This window comes from Pseudanabaena sp. PCC 7367 (genome assembly GCF_000317065.1).
Classification (GTDB): Bacteria; Cyanobacteriota; Cyanobacteriia; order Pseudanabaenales; family Pseudanabaenaceae; genus Thalassoporum; species Thalassoporum mexicanum.
Window position 1 is genome coordinate 4,521,411 of sequence record NC_019701.1, and the last position, 18,414, is coordinate 4,539,824.

At 45.0% G+C, this 18,414-nt stretch carries 14 protein-coding genes and 1 pseudogene; 6 read left to right on the forward strand and 9 right to left on the reverse strand.

Annotated features, from left to right (window positions below; genetic code table 11):
* Positions 1 to 455 precede the first annotated feature (455 nt).
* Positions 456 to 1,820 carry an MFS transporter gene (locus tag PSE7367_RS18215; protein WP_015166810.1) on the reverse strand — a complete coding sequence of 455 codons (1,365 nt, stop codon included), beginning with the start codon at positions 1,818 to 1,820 and terminating at the stop codon, positions 456 to 458.
* Entirely contained in the window at positions 1,817 to 2,887 is a 1,071-nt protein-coding gene (gene recO / locus PSE7367_RS22815) for a DNA repair protein RecO (protein WP_015166811.1), read from the reverse strand. Before recO ends, PSE7367_RS18215 begins: the two co-directional genes overlap by 4 nt.
* Positions 2,888 to 3,208: 321 nt before the next feature.
* Here recO and PSE7367_RS18225 point away from each other — a divergent pair, with 321 nt between their 5' ends.
* Both PSE7367_RS18225 and PSE7367_RS18230 read left to right on the forward strand, forming a co-directional pair.
* A complete protein-coding gene (locus PSE7367_RS18225; protein ID WP_015166812.1) occupies positions 3,209 to 3,910 on the forward strand; it encodes an aldehyde oxygenase (deformylating) in 702 nt (233 codons plus the stop codon).
* 474 nt (positions 3,911 to 4,384) lie between these two features.
* Positions 4,385 to 5,404, forward strand: a complete 1,020-nt coding sequence (locus PSE7367_RS18230; protein ID WP_015166813.1) for a long-chain acyl-[acyl-carrier-protein] reductase — start codon at positions 4,385 to 4,387, stop codon at positions 5,402 to 5,404.
* A 169-nt stretch (positions 5,405 to 5,573) separates the two neighbouring features.
* On the opposite strand, the gene PSE7367_RS18235 is transcribed toward PSE7367_RS18230, so the two are convergent.
* Positions 5,574 to 6,485 carry an IS982 family transposase gene (locus PSE7367_RS18235; protein WP_015166165.1) on the reverse strand — a complete coding sequence of 304 codons (912 nt, stop codon included), beginning with the start codon at positions 6,483 to 6,485 and terminating at the stop codon, positions 5,574 to 5,576.
* 116 nt (positions 6,486 to 6,601) lie between these two features.
* Positions 6,602 to 7,858: an IS1634 family transposase gene (locus PSE7367_RS18240; protein WP_083883869.1), complete on the reverse strand. Its 1,257-nt coding sequence runs from the start codon at positions 7,856 to 7,858 to the stop codon at positions 6,602 to 6,604.
* Positions 7,859 to 8,002: 144 nt separating this feature from the next.
* On the opposite strand from PSE7367_RS18240, the gene PSE7367_RS18245 reads away from it, so the two are divergent.
* The 4 genes from PSE7367_RS18245 to PSE7367_RS18265 all read left to right on the forward strand — a co-directional run bounded on the left by PSE7367_RS18245 (position 8,003) and on the right by PSE7367_RS18265 (position 12,872).
* The gene (locus PSE7367_RS18245) at positions 8,003 to 8,866 is read left to right on the forward strand and encodes a sulfotransferase domain-containing protein (RefSeq protein WP_015166815.1); all 864 of its coding nucleotides are present in this window, start codon (positions 8,003 to 8,005) and stop codon (positions 8,864 to 8,866) included.
* A 73-nt stretch (positions 8,867 to 8,939) separates the two neighbouring features.
* Positions 8,940 to 10,433, forward strand: a complete 1,494-nt coding sequence (locus PSE7367_RS18250) for a capsular polysaccharide export protein, LipB/KpsS family (RefSeq protein ID WP_015166816.1) — start codon at positions 8,940 to 8,942, stop codon at positions 10,431 to 10,433.
* A 75-nt stretch (positions 10,434 to 10,508) separates the two neighbouring features.
* Entirely contained in the window at positions 10,509 to 11,567 is a 1,059-nt protein-coding gene (locus PSE7367_RS20805) for a class I SAM-dependent methyltransferase (protein WP_015166817.1), read from the forward strand.
* 27 nt (positions 11,568 to 11,594) lie between these two features.
* Positions 11,595 to 12,872 carry a glycosyltransferase family 4 protein gene (locus PSE7367_RS18265; protein ID WP_015166818.1) on the forward strand — a complete coding sequence of 426 codons (1,278 nt, stop codon included), beginning with the start codon at positions 11,595 to 11,597 and terminating at the stop codon, positions 12,870 to 12,872.
* A gap of 161 nt (positions 12,873 to 13,033) precedes the next feature.
* Here PSE7367_RS18265 and PSE7367_RS20810 read toward each other — a convergent pair whose 3' ends face one another.
* The 5 genes and pseudogenes from PSE7367_RS20810 to lysS all read right to left on the reverse strand — a co-directional run bounded on the left by PSE7367_RS20810 (position 13,034) and on the right by lysS (position 18,341).
* The gene (locus tag PSE7367_RS20810; protein ID WP_015166819.1) at positions 13,034 to 13,813 is read right to left on the reverse strand and encodes a calcium-binding protein; all 780 of its coding nucleotides are present in this window, start codon (positions 13,811 to 13,813) and stop codon (positions 13,034 to 13,036) included.
* 599 nt (positions 13,814 to 14,412) lie between these two features.
* Complete coding sequence (locus PSE7367_RS18275) at positions 14,413 to 14,799, reverse strand: hypothetical protein (protein WP_015166820.1); 387 nt, start codon at positions 14,797 to 14,799, stop codon at positions 14,413 to 14,415.
* A gap of 576 nt (positions 14,800 to 15,375) precedes the next feature.
* Entirely contained in the window at positions 15,376 to 15,669 is a 294-nt protein-coding gene (locus tag PSE7367_RS18280; RefSeq protein ID WP_015166821.1) for a hypothetical protein, read from the reverse strand.
* Positions 15,670 to 16,112: 443 nt separating this feature from the next.
* Positions 16,113 to 16,733: pseudogene (locus PSE7367_RS18285) on the reverse strand (class I SAM-dependent methyltransferase); the annotation flags it as partial.
* Positions 16,734 to 16,760: 27 nt separating this feature from the next.
* Positions 16,761 to 18,341: a lysine--tRNA ligase gene (lysS, locus tag PSE7367_RS18290; protein ID WP_015166823.1), complete on the reverse strand. Its 1,581-nt coding sequence runs from the start codon at positions 18,339 to 18,341 to the stop codon at positions 16,761 to 16,763.
* Positions 18,342 to 18,414: the final 73 nt, after the last annotated feature.

Below are 18,414 nucleotides of genomic sequence, written 5' to 3' on the forward strand. Positions count from 1 at the left end.
TATCTTGTTGTGATGTGGTGATTATCCTGATTTTGATTAGGAGCCGGATTAGGGGATAGAAAATTCATGGTTCTAAATTGAATTGCTCAGATTTTGGTGAATTCAAGTTTTGATAAATAGGTTTAGACATTAATCCAGGGAGGATCACGTAGAAAAATTAGTTAGCAGGACACCAAAGAAGTTTAGTTTAACTTAGCTCAAGGTAGCGATCGATTGTTGAAACCACCCTAGCTAATCTTATTTAGATATCAATTGTAAGCAATATGTTCTAGGCACTTAGCAATCTTTATCATTTTTGAACAGAAGATTAACAAAAGTTTAAATTGCGCTACTTTTTCCTACCCAGTGCAGCTTCAAGGGAGCTATTGGCTAGGAATGGCGATCAGTGATTGCAACCGCGTGATCGCTAGATCTAGCTTGCACAATACCTAACAACAATACCTAACTTGAAAAAACTAGACGATCGCCTTGCGTGCCACTTGCCAAATCCAAACCCCACTAATCAAAGAAATTAAACTAAGGGAAATAATCACGGTTTCCAGGCCAAAATAGGATTCCGCCAACCCCACCAGCGCCAGTGGCAGGCTCAGGGCAATATTCACGGCATTATTTTGCAAGCCAAACACCTTGCCCCGCATCGCCTCGGAGGTTTCTTCCTGGATCACCGTCTGCATTGGAATCACGCACATACCGGCAAATATGCCCAGACAGCCGATCATGGTCAAAGCGGGTACTAGCTGAGCCGTGAACAGAGCCAGACCAGCCAGGAACGAACCCATACCAATCGAGCCAATCAAAGCCAGCAAATGGCGCGGTGTCTTTTGGCCAAAGTTACTTACGATCGCTGCGCCGATCGCCATGCCAATGCTCGCAACCGCCAGCAAAAAGCCAAACTGATCGGATCTAATTTCTGGGATTACTTCCGCGATCCGGATCGCCAACACAGTCAACGCAGCAATAATCGAGAAACTGAATACCAGTTGCAATAAAGCCGCTTTGGCCGCATTTTTAGTATTGAGATACCGCAAACCATCTTTGATATCAGCCCACAGATGGGATTCATGGGAGGCTAGATCTTCGGCTTTTTCACCGGTTTGGAGCCAGAGCAAAATCAAGCCCGCGATCGTATAGCTGCCGCCCACTAGCACCTCCTTACCGATCGATAGGAAATTGATCTGCTGGCACAGATAATCAGCCAGGGTTAGCAACGGTTCACCCACTGCAAATCCCAAAATCAGCGCCGCCATAATCGTAGTAGCGTAAATTGAATTAGCCGCTAATAGCTTGGGCTTTTCCACCACCAGGGTGATCGAGGCTTGTTCTGCCGGGGTAAAAAACTGAGTCAGGGTCGAGACAATAAACGTGATCACCAACAGACCCAAAAAGTCCGGCCGGGAATTTCCCACGGTTGGTAAATCACTGGTAACCCACAACACTAATGGGATTGCAAATACCAGTGCGCCACGTAATAAATTTGAAAGCACCAGGGTTAATTTCTTCGACCAGCGATCGACATAAACCCCAGCGATCGAGCCAAATAGAATGGCAGGGATGGTAAACGCCACCATCACCGATGAACCCCAGCCGCTAATTGTTTCACCCTGTTGTTGAAATCGGCTGGAAATAATCCCAATCACCAGAATTAAATAGATTTTGTCGGCAATTTGCGAAAAAACTTGTCCACCCCAGAGGGCTAAAAAATTAGGATTCTTGAGGACTGAACCAGTAGTTTGATCTACTAAAGACTGAGTGGAGTCGTTGTTTTGCTGATTCTGGTCATCTTTCGGGCTAGCACTGGGTGGATCAAAGAGATGGGTCATAGGGAATTAAAACAACTGTCAATCAAGTCGGCTGATTGGATGGGCTTATCAAAATGATACTTGGTGTAGGCACGTAGGAGCCGTTCGATCGATAACCAAACTGAGGTATCTAAACTAGAACTTGAAGCACTTAGTTCCGCCTGGGGCAGAAGCTGGAGTGCGGTCAGCTCAGGATTAGTCAGTTGATGGCTCACTTTTTTTTGTTTATTCAGGTCGATCGGGTTTTTAACATTCCTAATCGTATCGGTAGTATTTGAATAATTCTTGAAATCATGAACAGATGGCGATCGATTTGTGTTACTTATGTCCTGCTCAGCCCCTAAATTTGGGGAACTAAGCGATGCTAACCGATCTAAGCTAACCACGCCACCATTGGCGATACTAAAGCCAAATTTTTGCTCTAATCGTTCTAATTGCGCCGATTGATTCAATCGCCTAGATCTATATTCCCCATCAGTGGCATCAGTTTCATACCCCAGAGGAACTAAATTAGGGCGATTATTTTGATTGTTGTGAGCATTATTAATCGCAGTGGCGCGATCGTTGCTTTTACTTACATGCGGTTGCGGTTGGATCATTACCTTGCTAATACAACAGCGATATACCTGCGGTGCAAGCCCAGCTACGGCCAACAAATGATAGATGCCATGACTTAGTAACGCCATCACGGTTTGCAAATCTGGGGCAGCATTATTCAAGCGCAACAGATGCTCCACAATCACCAAAAATAATTCTTCCTGTGGTTGGGCAGCCAGGGCTTGAATCAGGGTTAATTCAATTAAATATTGAGCAGCGGTTAACTTGGCCAGGTTTTGACTCAGTCCCACAAACGAATGCACCGTATCGGCCTGGGTAATGCGATCGAGACTTCGCCCAGCCGCGATCGCCAGATTATTTACCACAAACAATCCCGATCGGCCAGCCAAACTAGAGCGATGTTTTCTGGCTCCTGCGGCCACTGCTCGCACCAAGCCATGTTCCCTGGTTAAAATCGTGAGTAGTTTATCGTTTTCCCCCAGCGCCATGCCCTTAAGATTAATTCCGGTCGCCTTGTAAGTTCGCCCCATGCTGGTAATGATCTATTTTCCTGTGAATTATTTGTATCTAGGCAATACGGCGAGAACTTTTCACGTTTAAGTTTCACGCTTAAGATCGATGTTGATCGAACAGGCAAGCAAATATACTTGTGTCCAAATATAGATAATTATCTTTGATAGGTTGCTGTTTGCATAAATTTTTGTGATTGTAGTCTGCTTGACACATTGGCAGTCGTAATGAGAAGCGGGTTAGATCGATGTTGTCAGTGGTGTATGCTGCAAATAGCATAGAATAGCTAAAGCAATATATTAGTTTATTAAGAAATTAGAAAATTCAGTCGAGGGGTACTCGTGATAGGTCAACAGCTTGACATAGTTACAGAACTTGATTATAACTCCGACACCTACCGTGATGCTTATAGCCGCATCAATGCGATCGTGATCGAAGGTGAACAGGAAGCCTATAGCAATTACCTGAGACTTGGGGAAATGCTACCAGATCTTAAAGACGATCTGGCCAAACTGGCGAAAATGGAAATGCGCCACAAAAAAGGATTTACAGCCTGTGGCAAGAATCTGAGCGTAACGCCAGATATGCAGTTTGCCCAAGAGTTTTTTGCCCAACTGCATGGTAATTTCCAAACCGCAGCGGCTGAAGGTGATGTGGTTACCTGCTTATTGATTCAATCGCTAATCATTGAATGCTTTGCGATCGCAGCCTACAACATTTATATTCCAGTCGCCGATGACTTTGCCCGTAAAATTACCGAGGGCGTAGTTAAGGATGAATACCTACACCTCAACTTTGGTGAAGAATGGCTCAAAGCTAATTTTGAATCTGCTAAAGCAGGTTTAGAAAAAGCCAATCGCCAGAACCTACCGATCGTCTGGAAGATGCTTAATCGGGTCGAAAAAGATGCCAAGGTATTGGGGATGGAAAAGGAGGCTTTGGTTGAAGACTTCATGATTGCCTATGGTGAAGCTTTGGGGAATATTGGCTTCAATACCCGCGATATCATGAAAATGTCGGCAATGGGATTGCTGCCTGCCTAACTAAAGCTGGCTCATAGTGGCTCAACATCTAGGTATCTAGATATCTAGGAGGTATCTAAGCTAAATATCTATGCTCCTAAACCCTGCACCGCTCAAATAGCCAATAAAATATCCGTGAGATATTGATAAAATAAGGAATAGGGTAAAACAAGTAAACCGATCGCAACTCGAAATGAGCTTGGCTTGGCTGGATTAGCATCCTACGCAAGTTGACTGTAGCTAGGCTTGGTTCATGGTTGCGGTGGGATTCCTTCACATATGTGTCTGCTATATCTGCATTGATTTGATTAATTTTGATGCAAATGTTGGACTAGCTGTTGATTAAGTTGATTAAAAAGTTGATTAAACTGTAGAGTACCCGATTGAGATTGAATCACAGGATAATAAACGTGTTTTGAATTATCAGCGCGTTCAACCTTCCCTGCTATATTTTGTTGCTTAGCTTATATTCTTTTTGTTGATCTAACGTATTAGATGTTTGGACTAATAGGACACCTCACGAGCCTGGCTCATGCCCAATCGGTTGCCAGGGATCTCGGTTATGAAGAGTATGCCGACCAGGGACTAGATTTCTGGTGCATGGCTCCACCACAAATTGTGGATGACATAACCGTCAAGAGCATTACTGGTCAGATTATTCAAGGCAAATATGTAGAGTCTTGCTTTTTGCCAGAAATGCTTTCCCCCAGCCGGATCAAGTCGGCTACTCGCAAAATCGTCAATGCAATGGTGCATGCCCAAAAGAATGGGATTGACATCACTGCTTTGGGGGGCTTTTCGTCGATCATTTTTGAGCGTTTCAATCTCAGTAAGATTCGACAGGTACGCAACATTGAGCTAGAGATCCGCCGCTTTACCACTGGCAATACTCATACTGCTTATATTATTTGCCGTCAGGTCGAGCAAGCTAGCCAAAAACATGGCATCGATCTTAGTAATGCCACGGTGACGATCTGCGGTGCAACTGGGGACATTGGTAGCGCGGTGTGCCGTTGGTTAAATGTGCGTACCGATGTTAAAGATTTAATTTTTGTGGCCAGGAACCAGGACAACCTCAAGGAGCTACAAGCTAATTTGGGGCGGGGCAAGATCTTGCCGATCGAAGAGGCGTTACCCCTCTCCGATGTGGTGGTGTGGGTGGCCAGTATGCCCAAGGGGATGCAAATTGACACGACCAGCCTTAAGCAGCCCTGCGTTTTGATCGATGGCGGCTACCCCAAGAATATGTCTACCCTGGTGCAAGAACCAGATGTGCATGTGATTAATGGTGGCATTGTGGAGCATTCGCTGGATATTGACTGGAAAATCATGCAGATCGTGGCGATGAGTGCTCCGGCGCGGCAATTGTTTGCCTGTTTTGCCGAATCAATGCTGCTGGAATTTGAAGGCTGGCATACTAATTTTTCCTGGGGTCGCAATCAAATCACCGTTGAGAATATGGACAAGATTGGTGAGGTGTCAGTTAAGCATGGTTTCAAGCCGCTGATCGCTTGATCTTTAAATCATCTCGTCAACATGAATGCTAATTGTTTAAATTACCCTGCCGATAGCTTTGAATAGCTTTAAAAGTTGTTGAGGTATCTGTGGTTGAGCCGATCGCAGGTAAACTTCTTTTGCAGGCCTATATCCAAATAATATCTAATGATACGTCAGTTCGACGAGTTTAAAACATAGCAGGAGGTAGAGCAGGCAAGCCTTTATGCTGCAAATCTATAGAAGGCTTTTTAGGTAAATAAGTATAAGCCGTCAAGCCAGCAAAGAGATTAACCAAGAAATTCCAGACGCTGCGGTGCCTGGAATGCTCGATTTGAGAAATATTTTTTAACTGGTCATTGACAGTTTCAATTAAGGAGCGCTTGCGCAAGAGAATTTTGTCGATTAATTTGACCAATTTCTGTTTCATGTTTTTCTTGTAGCGAGTAATTAGTTGCAGACCTTGCTCAAAGAGCTTTTCAAACAAGGGTTGAGAGATATAGCCTCGGTCACCAAATAACTTGCCAATTAGGTCTTTGGCCAAGTCTGGCACTGGTTTACGGTCATCAACATTACCCGCAGTAAGCTTAAAGGCAAGTAGTTCACCTCTCTCGTTGATAATTAAATGCAATTTAAAGCCATAGTGCCAACTCATAGAATTCTTGCCCCAGCCCACTAATCCCTCAAACACACGATGGCTCTTGGAACGGCAGGGATGACATACCTCAATAGGTGTTGAATCAATGAAGCTAATCCCGGTTATTTCACCTTGGCGAGTGTGTAAAAAACAGCACAGCAACATCAATGTCCAGGGCATCAATTCAACGAAACGGTTATAGCTAACTAAGTTGGGAAACGCTTTGTGCCAGTGAGGGACAACACACAGTGTGTAGAAATCCTTAAAGGTACGAAATCCTGAACCGTGGAAGGCAATAACTATGGTCATTACTTCACTCAAACTCATACGTGAGCGACTGCGTTTCTCGCGTAGGATTGACGGTAGTTGAGGATATTGCTGACAATGACGTTCAAATTGCTGGCAAAAGTCGTCTACATCACAAAAAATCTGCGTTACATCTAGGTGAGATACAATTTTAGCCATAGCTGAGATTTGAGTTCTTCAATAACAGTCTCAGCCTTTCTTGTCTCTTTTTCTACTCCGTCGAACTCACGTTAATGATATGTTGCGTTGCATAAAACCGACATTCCGCGGTTTAGTCAGCAAAGTAGATAATATTTCTGGCAAGGAGCACCGAGGAAATTCAGGATTCGGGAACGCTGTTCAGTAAGATTGGCAATCTGCTTAGCACCAGCGATTTGGAGCAAATGTACTGCCTGAAAACACTGAAAAACCCAGCGTAAGGTAGGGCAGTCAGTAGGTTTTCCCCTTTGGTCAGCAATCGTGTCGCCAGCACGCGCCAAAGCTTGCCGTAACTTGCGCTGTCCGAGTGAATAGACTAACAAGCATAAGCCCATCACCATTGCCATCGCTGCTACTCGGTGATGAGATTTGATAAAGACCCTGGAGGTGAAAAATAGCGGGTCTTTGAGGAAGCGAAACCCACGCTCCACCGATTGCTGTGCCTTGTATTGATTGAGACATGCCTGGGGGCTAAGTTGGCTTTCAGCGATGACATTGGTGGCGAGAATGAAACGCCCTGCCCGATGTTGCCCAGCCTCAATCGCAGCCTGGTTTGGCACAATTTGGGCTTGCAAAAAATAGCTCAACTGTTTGGGTTTTGCCTGCTTGCGCGGTCTGCCCGAGCCAGCATATTGAGCTTTCTCAACTACCTTGATTTGTGCAAGCGAACAGAGTTTGAGGGTGCTAGCAAATCGCTCTGCTGCTGCTATGGCATCAGGTTCACAAGCAAATGATTGCTTAGATAGCTTTTGCCAACTAGCCTGGGCTTCTTTTTGCTGCTTGAGCAATTGCTGTTGCAATTTATCCAGGTCAGATGACCGGCGTGCCTCACTTTCAACCAGCAACCAGCGTTGAGGCACTTGTGCATATTCACTACTGAAAACGGCGATCCGATAACCTGGCACAGATTCATCTGGCTTTAACCAATTTGCCTGGTCAGTCGATAGCAATTGTTTGGCTTCACTCAGACTAGCGGGTACTCTCGACAACCAGGGTGAATCGCCCAGCAGCTCTAGATTCTGTTGCGAGTAAAGGGCACTATCACACACAAATAACTCTACCTGCTCAAAATTCCAGCTTGACCTGAATGACCTGAGCGTACTGGCAAATGTGGCTTTGCCTACAAAAAATTGCTCAAACAAATACAACGGCGCACTCACAAATCCCAGACCATTCAGAATCATTGCTTTGACTACCTGACCTGGGCTTACGATCTCCTTTGGATGCCTGCCTACACTGTTGTTAATACAATCGACCAAACCCATCTCATCGATGAGTCCGGCCACAATGCCCAGATGGTCTAGGTTTTCTACTGCAATTTCCACTGGCTCGATTCGGCTTTTTCAAAATTACCTTATTTTATTTCTTAACCGCGGAATGTGGGTTTGATCTCCTAATCTTTAATTGCTGGCGTTAGACTGGATTTGTTAGCGATCGCTTTCTAAGCCATTGAAATCACGTTTAAACAATAGCTCAGCATGAAATTATTATTATCCAAGGCCAAAAATACCGTCAGGAATAAGCTCTATGATGGAGTAGGTACACTCGTCAATTTATTTGATCAAGACAATGTAAAAAAAGTTGTTTGGGTTGTTTCTTATCCACGCTCTGGTAATACATGGCTTCGAGAGATAATCGCAAGACTGAATGGATATGAAGGCCGAAAAGTAATTCCTGGTGCGCATTTCGATCGCGATAGGGTTTTTGACTTGGCGAATGATTTCTATTACAATGGTGAAAAAGTTATTCTAGTCAAAACTCATACGCTCGATTTCCCGAAGTATTTATTTTCCCCTACTAGGGCATTAAGGATTCAAAATCATGGATTTATCTATATCTACCGCCACCCATTAGATGTGCTTATTTCCTCGCTTAACTTTTTATACTCACAGAAAATGAGCGAGTTCTTTTTTAACGGGGACTTAAAATCAGTTGATGAGCTTAAGCAAACTGGAGAAATTGACGCATATATTGATCATTACATTAACAAATTTGCAATTGGCAATAATGCCTTTACGAAGATGTGCGGTGGTTCTTGGTTAGATCACATCAATGCCTGGTTAAAGCGGTACCAGCAGGCAGATCAATATCAATCATTAATCATTAAATATGAAGATATACATCATCAACCTTTATCTACACTCGACCCATTAGCCGACTTATTTGGTAAAGATAGTGCGAGTTTGCGTAATGCTATAGATCTAGCCTCTACGAATACAAAGATTGATCAGCGTTTCTTCTGGAAACAAAAGGTTGGTAACTATAGGCAATACCTCAGCGAAAAACATATGCGAGAATTTAATTTCAAGTATCGGAAAACACTCAGTAAGTTGGGATACTGAGCAGTAGTATCTGTCTAACAATTTTTTAGTACCCTATTTGGATTTTGCCTAAGATACGATCGCCAGCTTAATTATGAAAGTTCTATTCTATAGCCCCTTAGCCGGTTCAACTCCCCATTTTGAAACTGAGCTAGATCTAATTGAACAACATTTACAAAAAGGTGATGACGTAATTCTGCTCACCTGTGATGGGAGCTTACCTACTTGCACTCTCAACCCTGACCATCGCCTGAGTGGCTGTTTACATTGCAAGTCACGTGGTCAGGCTGGCATTGACTGGGTGGGACGCGATCGCTTCACTACCGCCAATATATATAACCTTACGCCAGCGCAAGAACAACAGTTAGAATCCCTCAACGAAATCTCAATCAAATCCCTCAGCCAACTTAAAGCAATTGAACTAGAGGGTTCTGATATCGGTATGGCTGCACTTAGCTCAGTTATTTCCCTATTAAGGGAGCCATATCCAGATGTTGACAAATACCAGGGCATCATTAAGCAAAATCTGCTCACCGCGGCGATCGTTCACTTTGCCATGATTAATCACCTTACTACTATTAATCCCGATGTAGTAGTGATTTACAACGGTAGATTTTCCCCCTTGCGTCCTGCTCTCCGTGCCGCCCAGAAGTTAGAAATCAACGACATAATTGTGCATGAAGCAGCGGGTGTCTTAGATAAATATTTTACCATTCATAATAATTATTTATATGATCTATCCCTGCGTAAGCAAATGGTTGAGGAAACCTATGCTAACTCACCACTGAGCAAGGAGCAAAAAACTAAGATCGCTAAACAATGGTTTGAAGGCAATCGCAATAAGCAGGATGTATACAACTTCACTGCTACTCAGCAGTTGGGTCTACTGCCAGAAAGTCTGACCCAGGCGATCGCCACCACTCATGAGCAAAAGGTTAACATTGCTATTTTTAATTCTTCCGAAGATGAATTTGAGGCGATCGCCGAATGGCAAAATCCCTTCTATGTTAATCAAGCTGAAGCCCTAGACAAGCTCTTGACTACATTTGCCGACTGTCAATCAGCTCAGTTTTATTTGCGGGTTCATCCCAATTTGAAGGGTGTTGACAATTCGCAAACTCAGCATATTAATTCGATCGCCCCTAAATTCAAAAATCTAGAAGTAATTCCGGCAGAATCATCAATTAGTACCTACGCCTTGATCGATAATTGTGATTTAGTAATTTCGTTTGGTTCTTCGGTGGGAATTGAGGCAGTTTATGCCCAAAAGCCTTCAATCTTGATGGGTAGGACTATTTATGAAGATCTGGCTTCTGTGATTAGGCCCAAAAGTCATGGCCAATTCATTGATATCTTAAGGCGCTATATTGAAACACAAGAACTACCAGACGTGCCACACAATCCAGAAGATTGGATCAAGTATGGCTTTGTTTTCAGGTCTTATGGCGATACATTTAAATATGTTAAACGTCGTACTCTATTTGATGTGATTATGCAAAAGGATGGCCAACAACAGGCAATTAAGGCAAGTTGGCCGATTAGAGCTTTAACTAAGCTCAGTTTTTGGCTTAAACCACTCCCTTATTAGCAAGCACTAGCTCACCATGCTGCTTTAAATTATTCTTTCTAATTAATCGCTGCCCGTTATTACTGTCCCAGCTCTATGCAACCTTCTTCTTCTTCAAGTCAAATGCTAAATATGGGTTGTGGCAGCATCTACCACCCAGATTGGGTGAATATTGATATGGTTGCTGCCGATCGCCGCCACGTCCAAGCCCACGATCTGCGCCAGGGATTGCCCTATGCCGATCATTCCTTTGTGGCTTGTTATAGCTCGCATTTTTTGGAACATCTCGATCGCGGTCAAGCATTTAATTCACTACGGGAATGCTGGCGGGTTTTGCAGTCGGGTGGAATTCTGCGGGTTGTGGTGCCGGATTTAGAAACGATCGCCAGGCATTACTTGGAATTACTGGATCAATTAGATCGAGCCTATTGGGCTAATAAGATTGAGCGATCTGGTGATGAGCAGACCTTCAAAACTGAACTTGCCAATGGTATATCTGCAGATGCCAATCATATTACCAGTGAAAATCAAGGTACAGAGCCGCATAACACCACTAGCTCAGCAAAATCCAAACTGGCTCAGATGCCCCGCTTAGATCCAGAAATATCGGAAACGACAGATGATTTAGATTCCCAACCTGAATTATGGGCAAACTATGATTGGATCATGCTGGAGCTATTAGAACAATCGGTGCGATCGCAAACGGGCGGTGAGATGGGTGCATATTTAGCCAACTTGCAGCCGGAGCAAAGTGAGTTTGTGCGGAGTCGAATTGGTGCTGAGCTCGATCGCTATCAAGCTGCATTGCAGTCGCCTGTTCCGTCCCGCTGGCACAAGTTACGCACCAGTTCAATCCGATCGCTGTGGCAAAAAGTGCGCGTGGCGATCGCAAGGCAACTAGTCTGGCTGGTGGCGGGGAAAGAGGCCAGCAATGCGTTTGAAATAGGTCTATTTAGAACTGCGGGCGAAATTCATCAATGGATGTACGATCGCTGCTCGCTGGCACGGCTATTAGAGCAGGTTGGCTTTAGCCAGATTAGCTTTCTCAGCGCCACTACCAGCCAGATCCCTGATTTCGATCGCTACGAATTAGACTACAAAGATGGCCAAGTCCTGCGACCCAATTCCATCTTTGTCGAAGCAATTAAGCCATAATTTTTAGGCGTTTTTATTCGTTAGCGTATGAACCCAATTAAACCGCTACTTCTTAGTGCGAGCGATCTTGGTGGTGGCGCAGCGATCGCCGCCTATCGCTTACATCAGGGTTTAACCCAGCTTGGCATCGAATCGCAAATGCTGGTGCAAGAAAAGCTGAGCGATGATCACAGGGTGGTTACTAGCCAAACTAAGCTGGGTAAGGGATGGGCTAAAATTGCCCCCAGTATCGATCGCCTGTTGTTGCAACGCTATCCGCACCGCGATCGCACCACCTATTCACTGCAATGGCTTCCCAATAATCTGGTTGAGCGGGTGATTAATCTCAAACCAAATATTCTCAACTTGCATTGGGTGTGTGAAAGCTTTTTGCGGATCGAAGATCTGGCAAGACTGCAACAGGTGCTTCAAGTGCCGATCGTTTGGACTTTACATGATATGTGGCCATTTACTGGCGGCTGCCACTATAGTTTTGATTGCGATCGCTATCAACAAAAATGTGGCACTTGCCCACAGTTACATAGTAATAAGGAAAATGATTTATCGCACTGGATCTGGCAGCGCAAAATTAGAACCTGGCCAAACCTCAATATGGCGATCGTTGCGCCTAGTAAGTGGCTCGCCGAGCAGGCAAGGCAAAGTATGTTCATGCATTTGCCCATTCATCATATTCCCTATGGCATCGATACCAATGCTTACCGCCCGATCGACCAATCCCAATGCCGCAGTGTTTTGGGGGTTCCTGAGCATAAAAAAATATTGTTATTTGGTGCTCATTCACTCAGCGAACCTCGTAAAGGTGGCGACTTATTAATTGCCGCTCTGCAAGCCATACCCGCTTCACTAAAGCAGGATTTATGTCTATTAACCCTGGGGGATGGGGGAGCGGAAATTGCCCAGGCCGTGGGGATCGCTAATTTGAGTTTGGGATATGCCAGTGGCGATCGCCTTAAGGCGGTGGTATATAACGCGGCTGACTTGGTTTTAGTACCCACCAGGGCTGATAACTTGCCGTTGGTACTTCAAGAAAGTTTAGCTTGCGGTACACCAATGGTATCGTTTCGGGTTGGTGGTGTAAGCGATCTAGTCAGGCCAGGGATTACCGGGGCATTAGCAGCGCCAAACAATGCCCTGGATTTCCGCGATCGGATTATGGAGCTACTTGATAATCCAGATCAATTAGCTCAAATGGCAACGAATTGTCGGCAAATTGCCCTGAAAGAATATCCATTACACCAGCAGACACAGCAGTATATAAACTTGTTTAGGTCGCTACAGGTTAATAATCGCTCAGAAAAAATATGATAGGTTCTAAATCACTGGATCAGATTCTTTGGGATTGGGATTGCATAATCCAGAACTGACCCAGAACTGACAATGATCTCAACAAAAATCAGTTGAATATAGGCAGATCTAGTTTTAAGGAAGGCGATGTCTGAATCTTCAATTAAGATTCTAAATTGTGGTCAAACTAAATTATCGAAGACAGGAATCGCAAACTGGTTAGCCACCTGAGCCACGCTAGCATTCTGCACGATCGCCATATCGCCAAACAGCGTTGTGCCCACAATCACATCTGCCCCTTGCTGAGTCAGGTCAATATAACTCGGTAGGGCAATCTGTTCAAAATCAGCGATCAAACCATCGATCGCCAGAATATCCTGACCCAACACAATAAAATCCTGAGCCGCATTAAAGTCTGTAATAATATCAACCCCGTCTGAGGGTCTGAGGAAGAAGCGATCGCTGCCCTCTCCACCGGTCAGCACATCATTACCGCTATCGCCAGCGATAAAGTCTGCACCTTCATTACCAATAATTGTGTCATGATCAGCACCACCGAGCAGTAGATCTGCTCCCCGACCGCCAATGATCAAATCGCTGCCCAGATTGCCCTTCAGGGTAGCAGAGGCAAAATCAAATATTTCTATGGGGGCGGTGCTGGCTGTAAACGGGGTATTAAAATAACCAGCAAACAATACATCATCACCCTGGCCACCAAGCAAAGTATCGGCTTCACCCCAGCCCACGATCGTATCATTGCCGCTATTCCCATTGATCAATTCAGCGGCTTCTGCCCTGCCTTGAATCGCGTCATCACCACCCAAGCCAAAAACAACTAAACCACTGGTAACACTGACATTACCAGGGTCATCAAACAAGCGATCGCTCTCCGTAAAGGCAACTTGTTCCACCAGGATGACATTATCTGCCCCCTCACTCAGATACACAAACTCCGCTTCCATAATTCCTTAAATCTACCCCCAACTAATTCCACCGCCCTTAAACCACCTAAAAGCAGGGAACAGCAAAACTTTGTACTCCAATGCCCAATTAATTGTTCAATTGTTGAAATGATTTAACCGCTGATCGCAGGCTTCTTGACTGTTAAATACCAAGCTGGAATCGATCGCAATTCCTTTATTTAAAGCTTATTTGGAAGTTATTGAGTTCCAGTCAGCTTAATGAACTTTGATTAAAGGTAAAGCCAATGGTTATGCTAATAAGCGATCAATTAAATCTCAGCTTGAAAGCTAAATATTGAAAGCTAAATTAAGGTATTCAAGCCTGGCTATTTATCTTAGATTTGCAATTGAGCGATCACTACTCTGCTTTATGGTTTGAATCGCTTAACTAGATATTCAAATCTATAAATCTATAAGTTGATACTAAAAAGGTAGCCTCGATCGCTACCATGATTCAATCACTATTTACGCAGGCTTACTTAGAGCAAATGGCGGTGGCTACTGCATTTTTCGGTATCAGATGGGGGTGGATTAGGGCAGTTTGGGTTAAGGGATGGGTAGGTTTGTGATGGTTAGTGCTTTTTCAAGCGTGGTATTTATTATTCCACTAAGCGCAAACTTCTAGCCGATCGCCTCTTTTTCGGGGTTAGGACTGGTTCGATCGTAGGTTTATATGGTTGCGCCTGCTCAAGAACAACCCCTACCTCTGGCTGAGTTGAGGCTGTTTCAGGCTGGGTTTGTTCACCGCGATCGATACTTTGTTTGGATCCGGCCTGCTCCAACTCCTTGGAATTTGGGTCATCGGCATGTAATCTGTCCATTGGGTCAAACACAATTGAATGGTCAAGTGTTGGCATGATCCGCCCCAGGAACAGCAAGTGTGAGCTGGCATCGTTGTAGCGCCGGAACCTACCCACAGAGATTTTTTGACCTCCTGCCAGGCTACGCACAATACTCCAGGGATGCAGTTGTTTTTTGTAAGTCATGGTTACTAGAGGCAATCCTCAGTTATTAGTTTTTCAATCAGCAAGCAATTAATTGGCTGCCACCCTATAGTTAGCCACTATGAAACCTGAACTGACACAAATGGGATTTTGCGATCAGTTCCGATCGGCACACATATGTGTAAACATATCCATGCACATTTTTACTTTTGATATTTCTGGTATTTTTGCTCCCTAAGCTGTCTTATTGACAGAGCCTCAATCAAGTGAGCTTCAACAAGTTAAGGCCAATGAGCAAACCGATCAGCAGCAAGCATAGTCACGGGGAATGACTAAACAGCATTAATTTAGTTGCTCTTTTTTTAATGGGCGAGGGCAATGCGATCGTAGGGAACAAAATAACTTGGTTTATTTGTTATTTCATAAAATCATTAATGAAATCATAAATACTCGTTTAAAACATGTCAAGCATTAACTGACAAAATCAGCTATTTTTGTACCTGCATTTTCATTCCTGGGTATTTTTATGCTTGGCTAGCCCTAACAAAACAGACAATGTAGCGGGTTATGCCTCCCCATCAGAAATCTAATCAAATTCATGCCCCTGATCAGCCCAGGTCAGCCCAGATCATCCCAGCCACAGGCAATGCATTTCCACTTCAGGGGCGGCAATCGATAGCGGGAAAACTTATAACCGCATTCAGGGCATTCGCCAGTAAACAAGGGATGCCAGTAGATTTCGTCCAGGTTTTGAATATCTTCGTAGCTGGTAGGGTCTTCGGGCTGCCACAGCTCAGCCGACTCAAAATCCGCGCATGATTGCTCAACTGGTCCGGTGGGATGAATCGCACAGACCAAAAAACGGCTATGGGAAAAATAAATACAACGATCGCAATCGGGAATCTTAGGCATTGCTGAAACTAGGTCTAATCTTGTGGCGATCGCCAATGTAGAAATATCACCATGCTAATTTATTTCGGTTTATTTATTTCATTCTAGCTATCTTAGCCTGGGATCGCCTTCTAGATCGTTCAGTTCGATCAGTCAATCAAAGTCCAGCTTAATCAATGCGTTGAACTCAAATTAACCCAAGCCTAATCTGGAGTAGAATCCTCAATCTGTTCAGTATATTCAATGATCTCGGCTGATTCGTTGTCAATATCAGCTTGCTCGGTTTCATCGGTCATATCATCCAATTCAGCTTCAGCGGCTTGATCAACAGCGATCGCCTCCTGGGCTTGTGGCTCTGTGGTAACTAATGGCACATTAACCGCGACGGGTAGATCATCTGGAGCGGCAGCTTGATCAACAGCGATCGCCTCGGCTTCTGGCTCTGCTTCATTCTTGGGCGCGGGCTTATGGGCATAAATAATCTGCAAACTACCACCCGCATACAGGCGCTTATAGTCAACCACATAACCAGTTTGCCGCAGCATTTTCACCAGATCGGTTTCGATCAATTGCCAGGCCGTTTCCGTTTCAAACAACCACAGAAACATCACCAAAGGTAACCAGAATAGCCAGTTGGTAGGACGATGAAAGTCCACGATCGTAAAGACTCCATCTGGCTTCAGCACCCGATAAACCTGCTTGAGAATTTGCTGGAGTTGATCTGGTTGCATCTCATGGAGCGCCGTATTGGTAAGCACCAGATCAAAGGAGTCATCTTCCAGGGGCATATCCTCGGCAAATGCTTCCACATATTCTGCCTGGGGTACATTCTGCTTAGCCCTGGCCAGAGACATTGGCGATGCATCTAAACCCACCACATGGGGCGATCTGGCCACCAGGATTTCCGTCGATTGGCCGCTGCCGCAACATAGATCCAAAACGTGGGAATCCTCTTCGATCGTGATATCCCGCAAAAACAAATGCCGAAATCGTTTCTCACCGCCCACGCTCAGCGCTGCCAGCCCAGAGATTCCATCATAGAGCCACTGATAGCGATAGCTCAAATCTCTTAAAATTGTCGCCATAATGATCACCTGTACCTGCTGATTGTGTTAATTGGCATTGGCTGAGCCAGCTAGTTTATTTACATCGTTTAAGCGGGTCACCACAAAATCCTTTGGTAACCAGGACAACATATTGCCTGCCTTCGGGCCTCGTTCTTTGCCCAAGAAAGCATAATAAACCGCCGAGAAAGCCTGCTTAGCGCCTAGTTCCATCTGCTTGGAGGTACTAAACAAAGCTGTTTGCAACTCGTCGCCATCCCAGTTGTCGAGATCGCCTAGTACCTGGGCTAACTGACCGAGATAGGAAACTTGCTCGCCTGAAAGTTGGTTAATCTGTTCTGGCACATTGTCCATATACAAAACCAGCTTTTCTTCCTCATCGGCATAATCGGCCAGCCATTTTTGGGCAACGGCGATCCGGCTGCGGGTAACCTGCCAATCATGATCGCTCATTGATGTACCAACCCGCTTAGCGATCTCCGCTTCGATCTCAATGTGGGGGATTTGCAGCAGTGAGATCAATGTACTAAAGTCGATCGTCTGGTAGGGCTTGGGTTCTCCCTCCAGTTGGGCATAGGTGAGCGGCACTAGTTCTTCGGGCTTTTTGGCTGTGCCCTGCACCAGTTTTTCAAACAGGGTGTCATAGTCACGGAACAGCCGGGTAATGTTTTCATAGTCGGGCGAAAAGTTGATCGCGGTTTTGGGTGGCGTTCGCAGCATCAAAAATCGCAATAGCTCCGGTGGCAGCAAGGCAGCGATCTCCCTGGCGCTGGAACCCACCCCCTTCGATGAACTCATCTTCGTACCACCGACCAGAATAAACTCATAGCGCGAGTGATAGGGCGGTTGCTCACCAAATACCTTACGGCAGATTGCATTGGCCACATCCCGCGATCCCCCCTTTTGGGAGTGATCTTTACCAGCCATTTCAATGCTTACACCCAGCAAACGCCATTTTGCCACCCATTCCACTTTCCAGGGTAGTTTGCCATTACCATCAAAGGGCGAGACCCAACCGGAATGGCCACAGCCTTCTGTCCAGTTGGTGGCGTTGGGCTCACAGGTATAAAAAACCTGTTTATCTTTGTAGTCAGTCACAACGGTGGTGGCGATCTTGCCGCAATTTTCGCAGATCGCCTGGAATGGATACCAGTTCTCCGCCCGCTTTGCGCCGCTAACTTCTAAATAAGCCTCGCGGATCAAATGGGCATTATTCAGGAAAATATCAATATATTCATTCAACTGTCCCGATCGATAGAGATCCCGCAGCCAATAGACCTCTGGTTTTACACCCAGATAATCAAATACCTGCAAAAACTCAGCCATGAAGTATTTGGCATAGTCGCTGGCGCTATCATCGGGCGAAGGCACGTTACACAGCGGATAACCCAGATAGGGCTTGAATTTGGCCTGGTCTAAATATTTGGGCGTAGTATCGAGCGCGTCATAGTCATCCACGCCATAGATAAACTTAACCGGCTTGCCTGCATGTTTTAGGGCGCGATCGATCACATCATGAATAATTACCCCACGCAGCGATCCGACATGGACACGGCCGGATGGGGTCTTAGAATCATTAACTATCTGTGCGCCGTTTGCACTGGCGGCGAGCTTATCTGCCCAGAACATACAATTTTGCCTTTGAAATTTAAATTAATGGGGTCAATGGAATTAGCTTGAACTAAAATAGCTTGAATTAAGG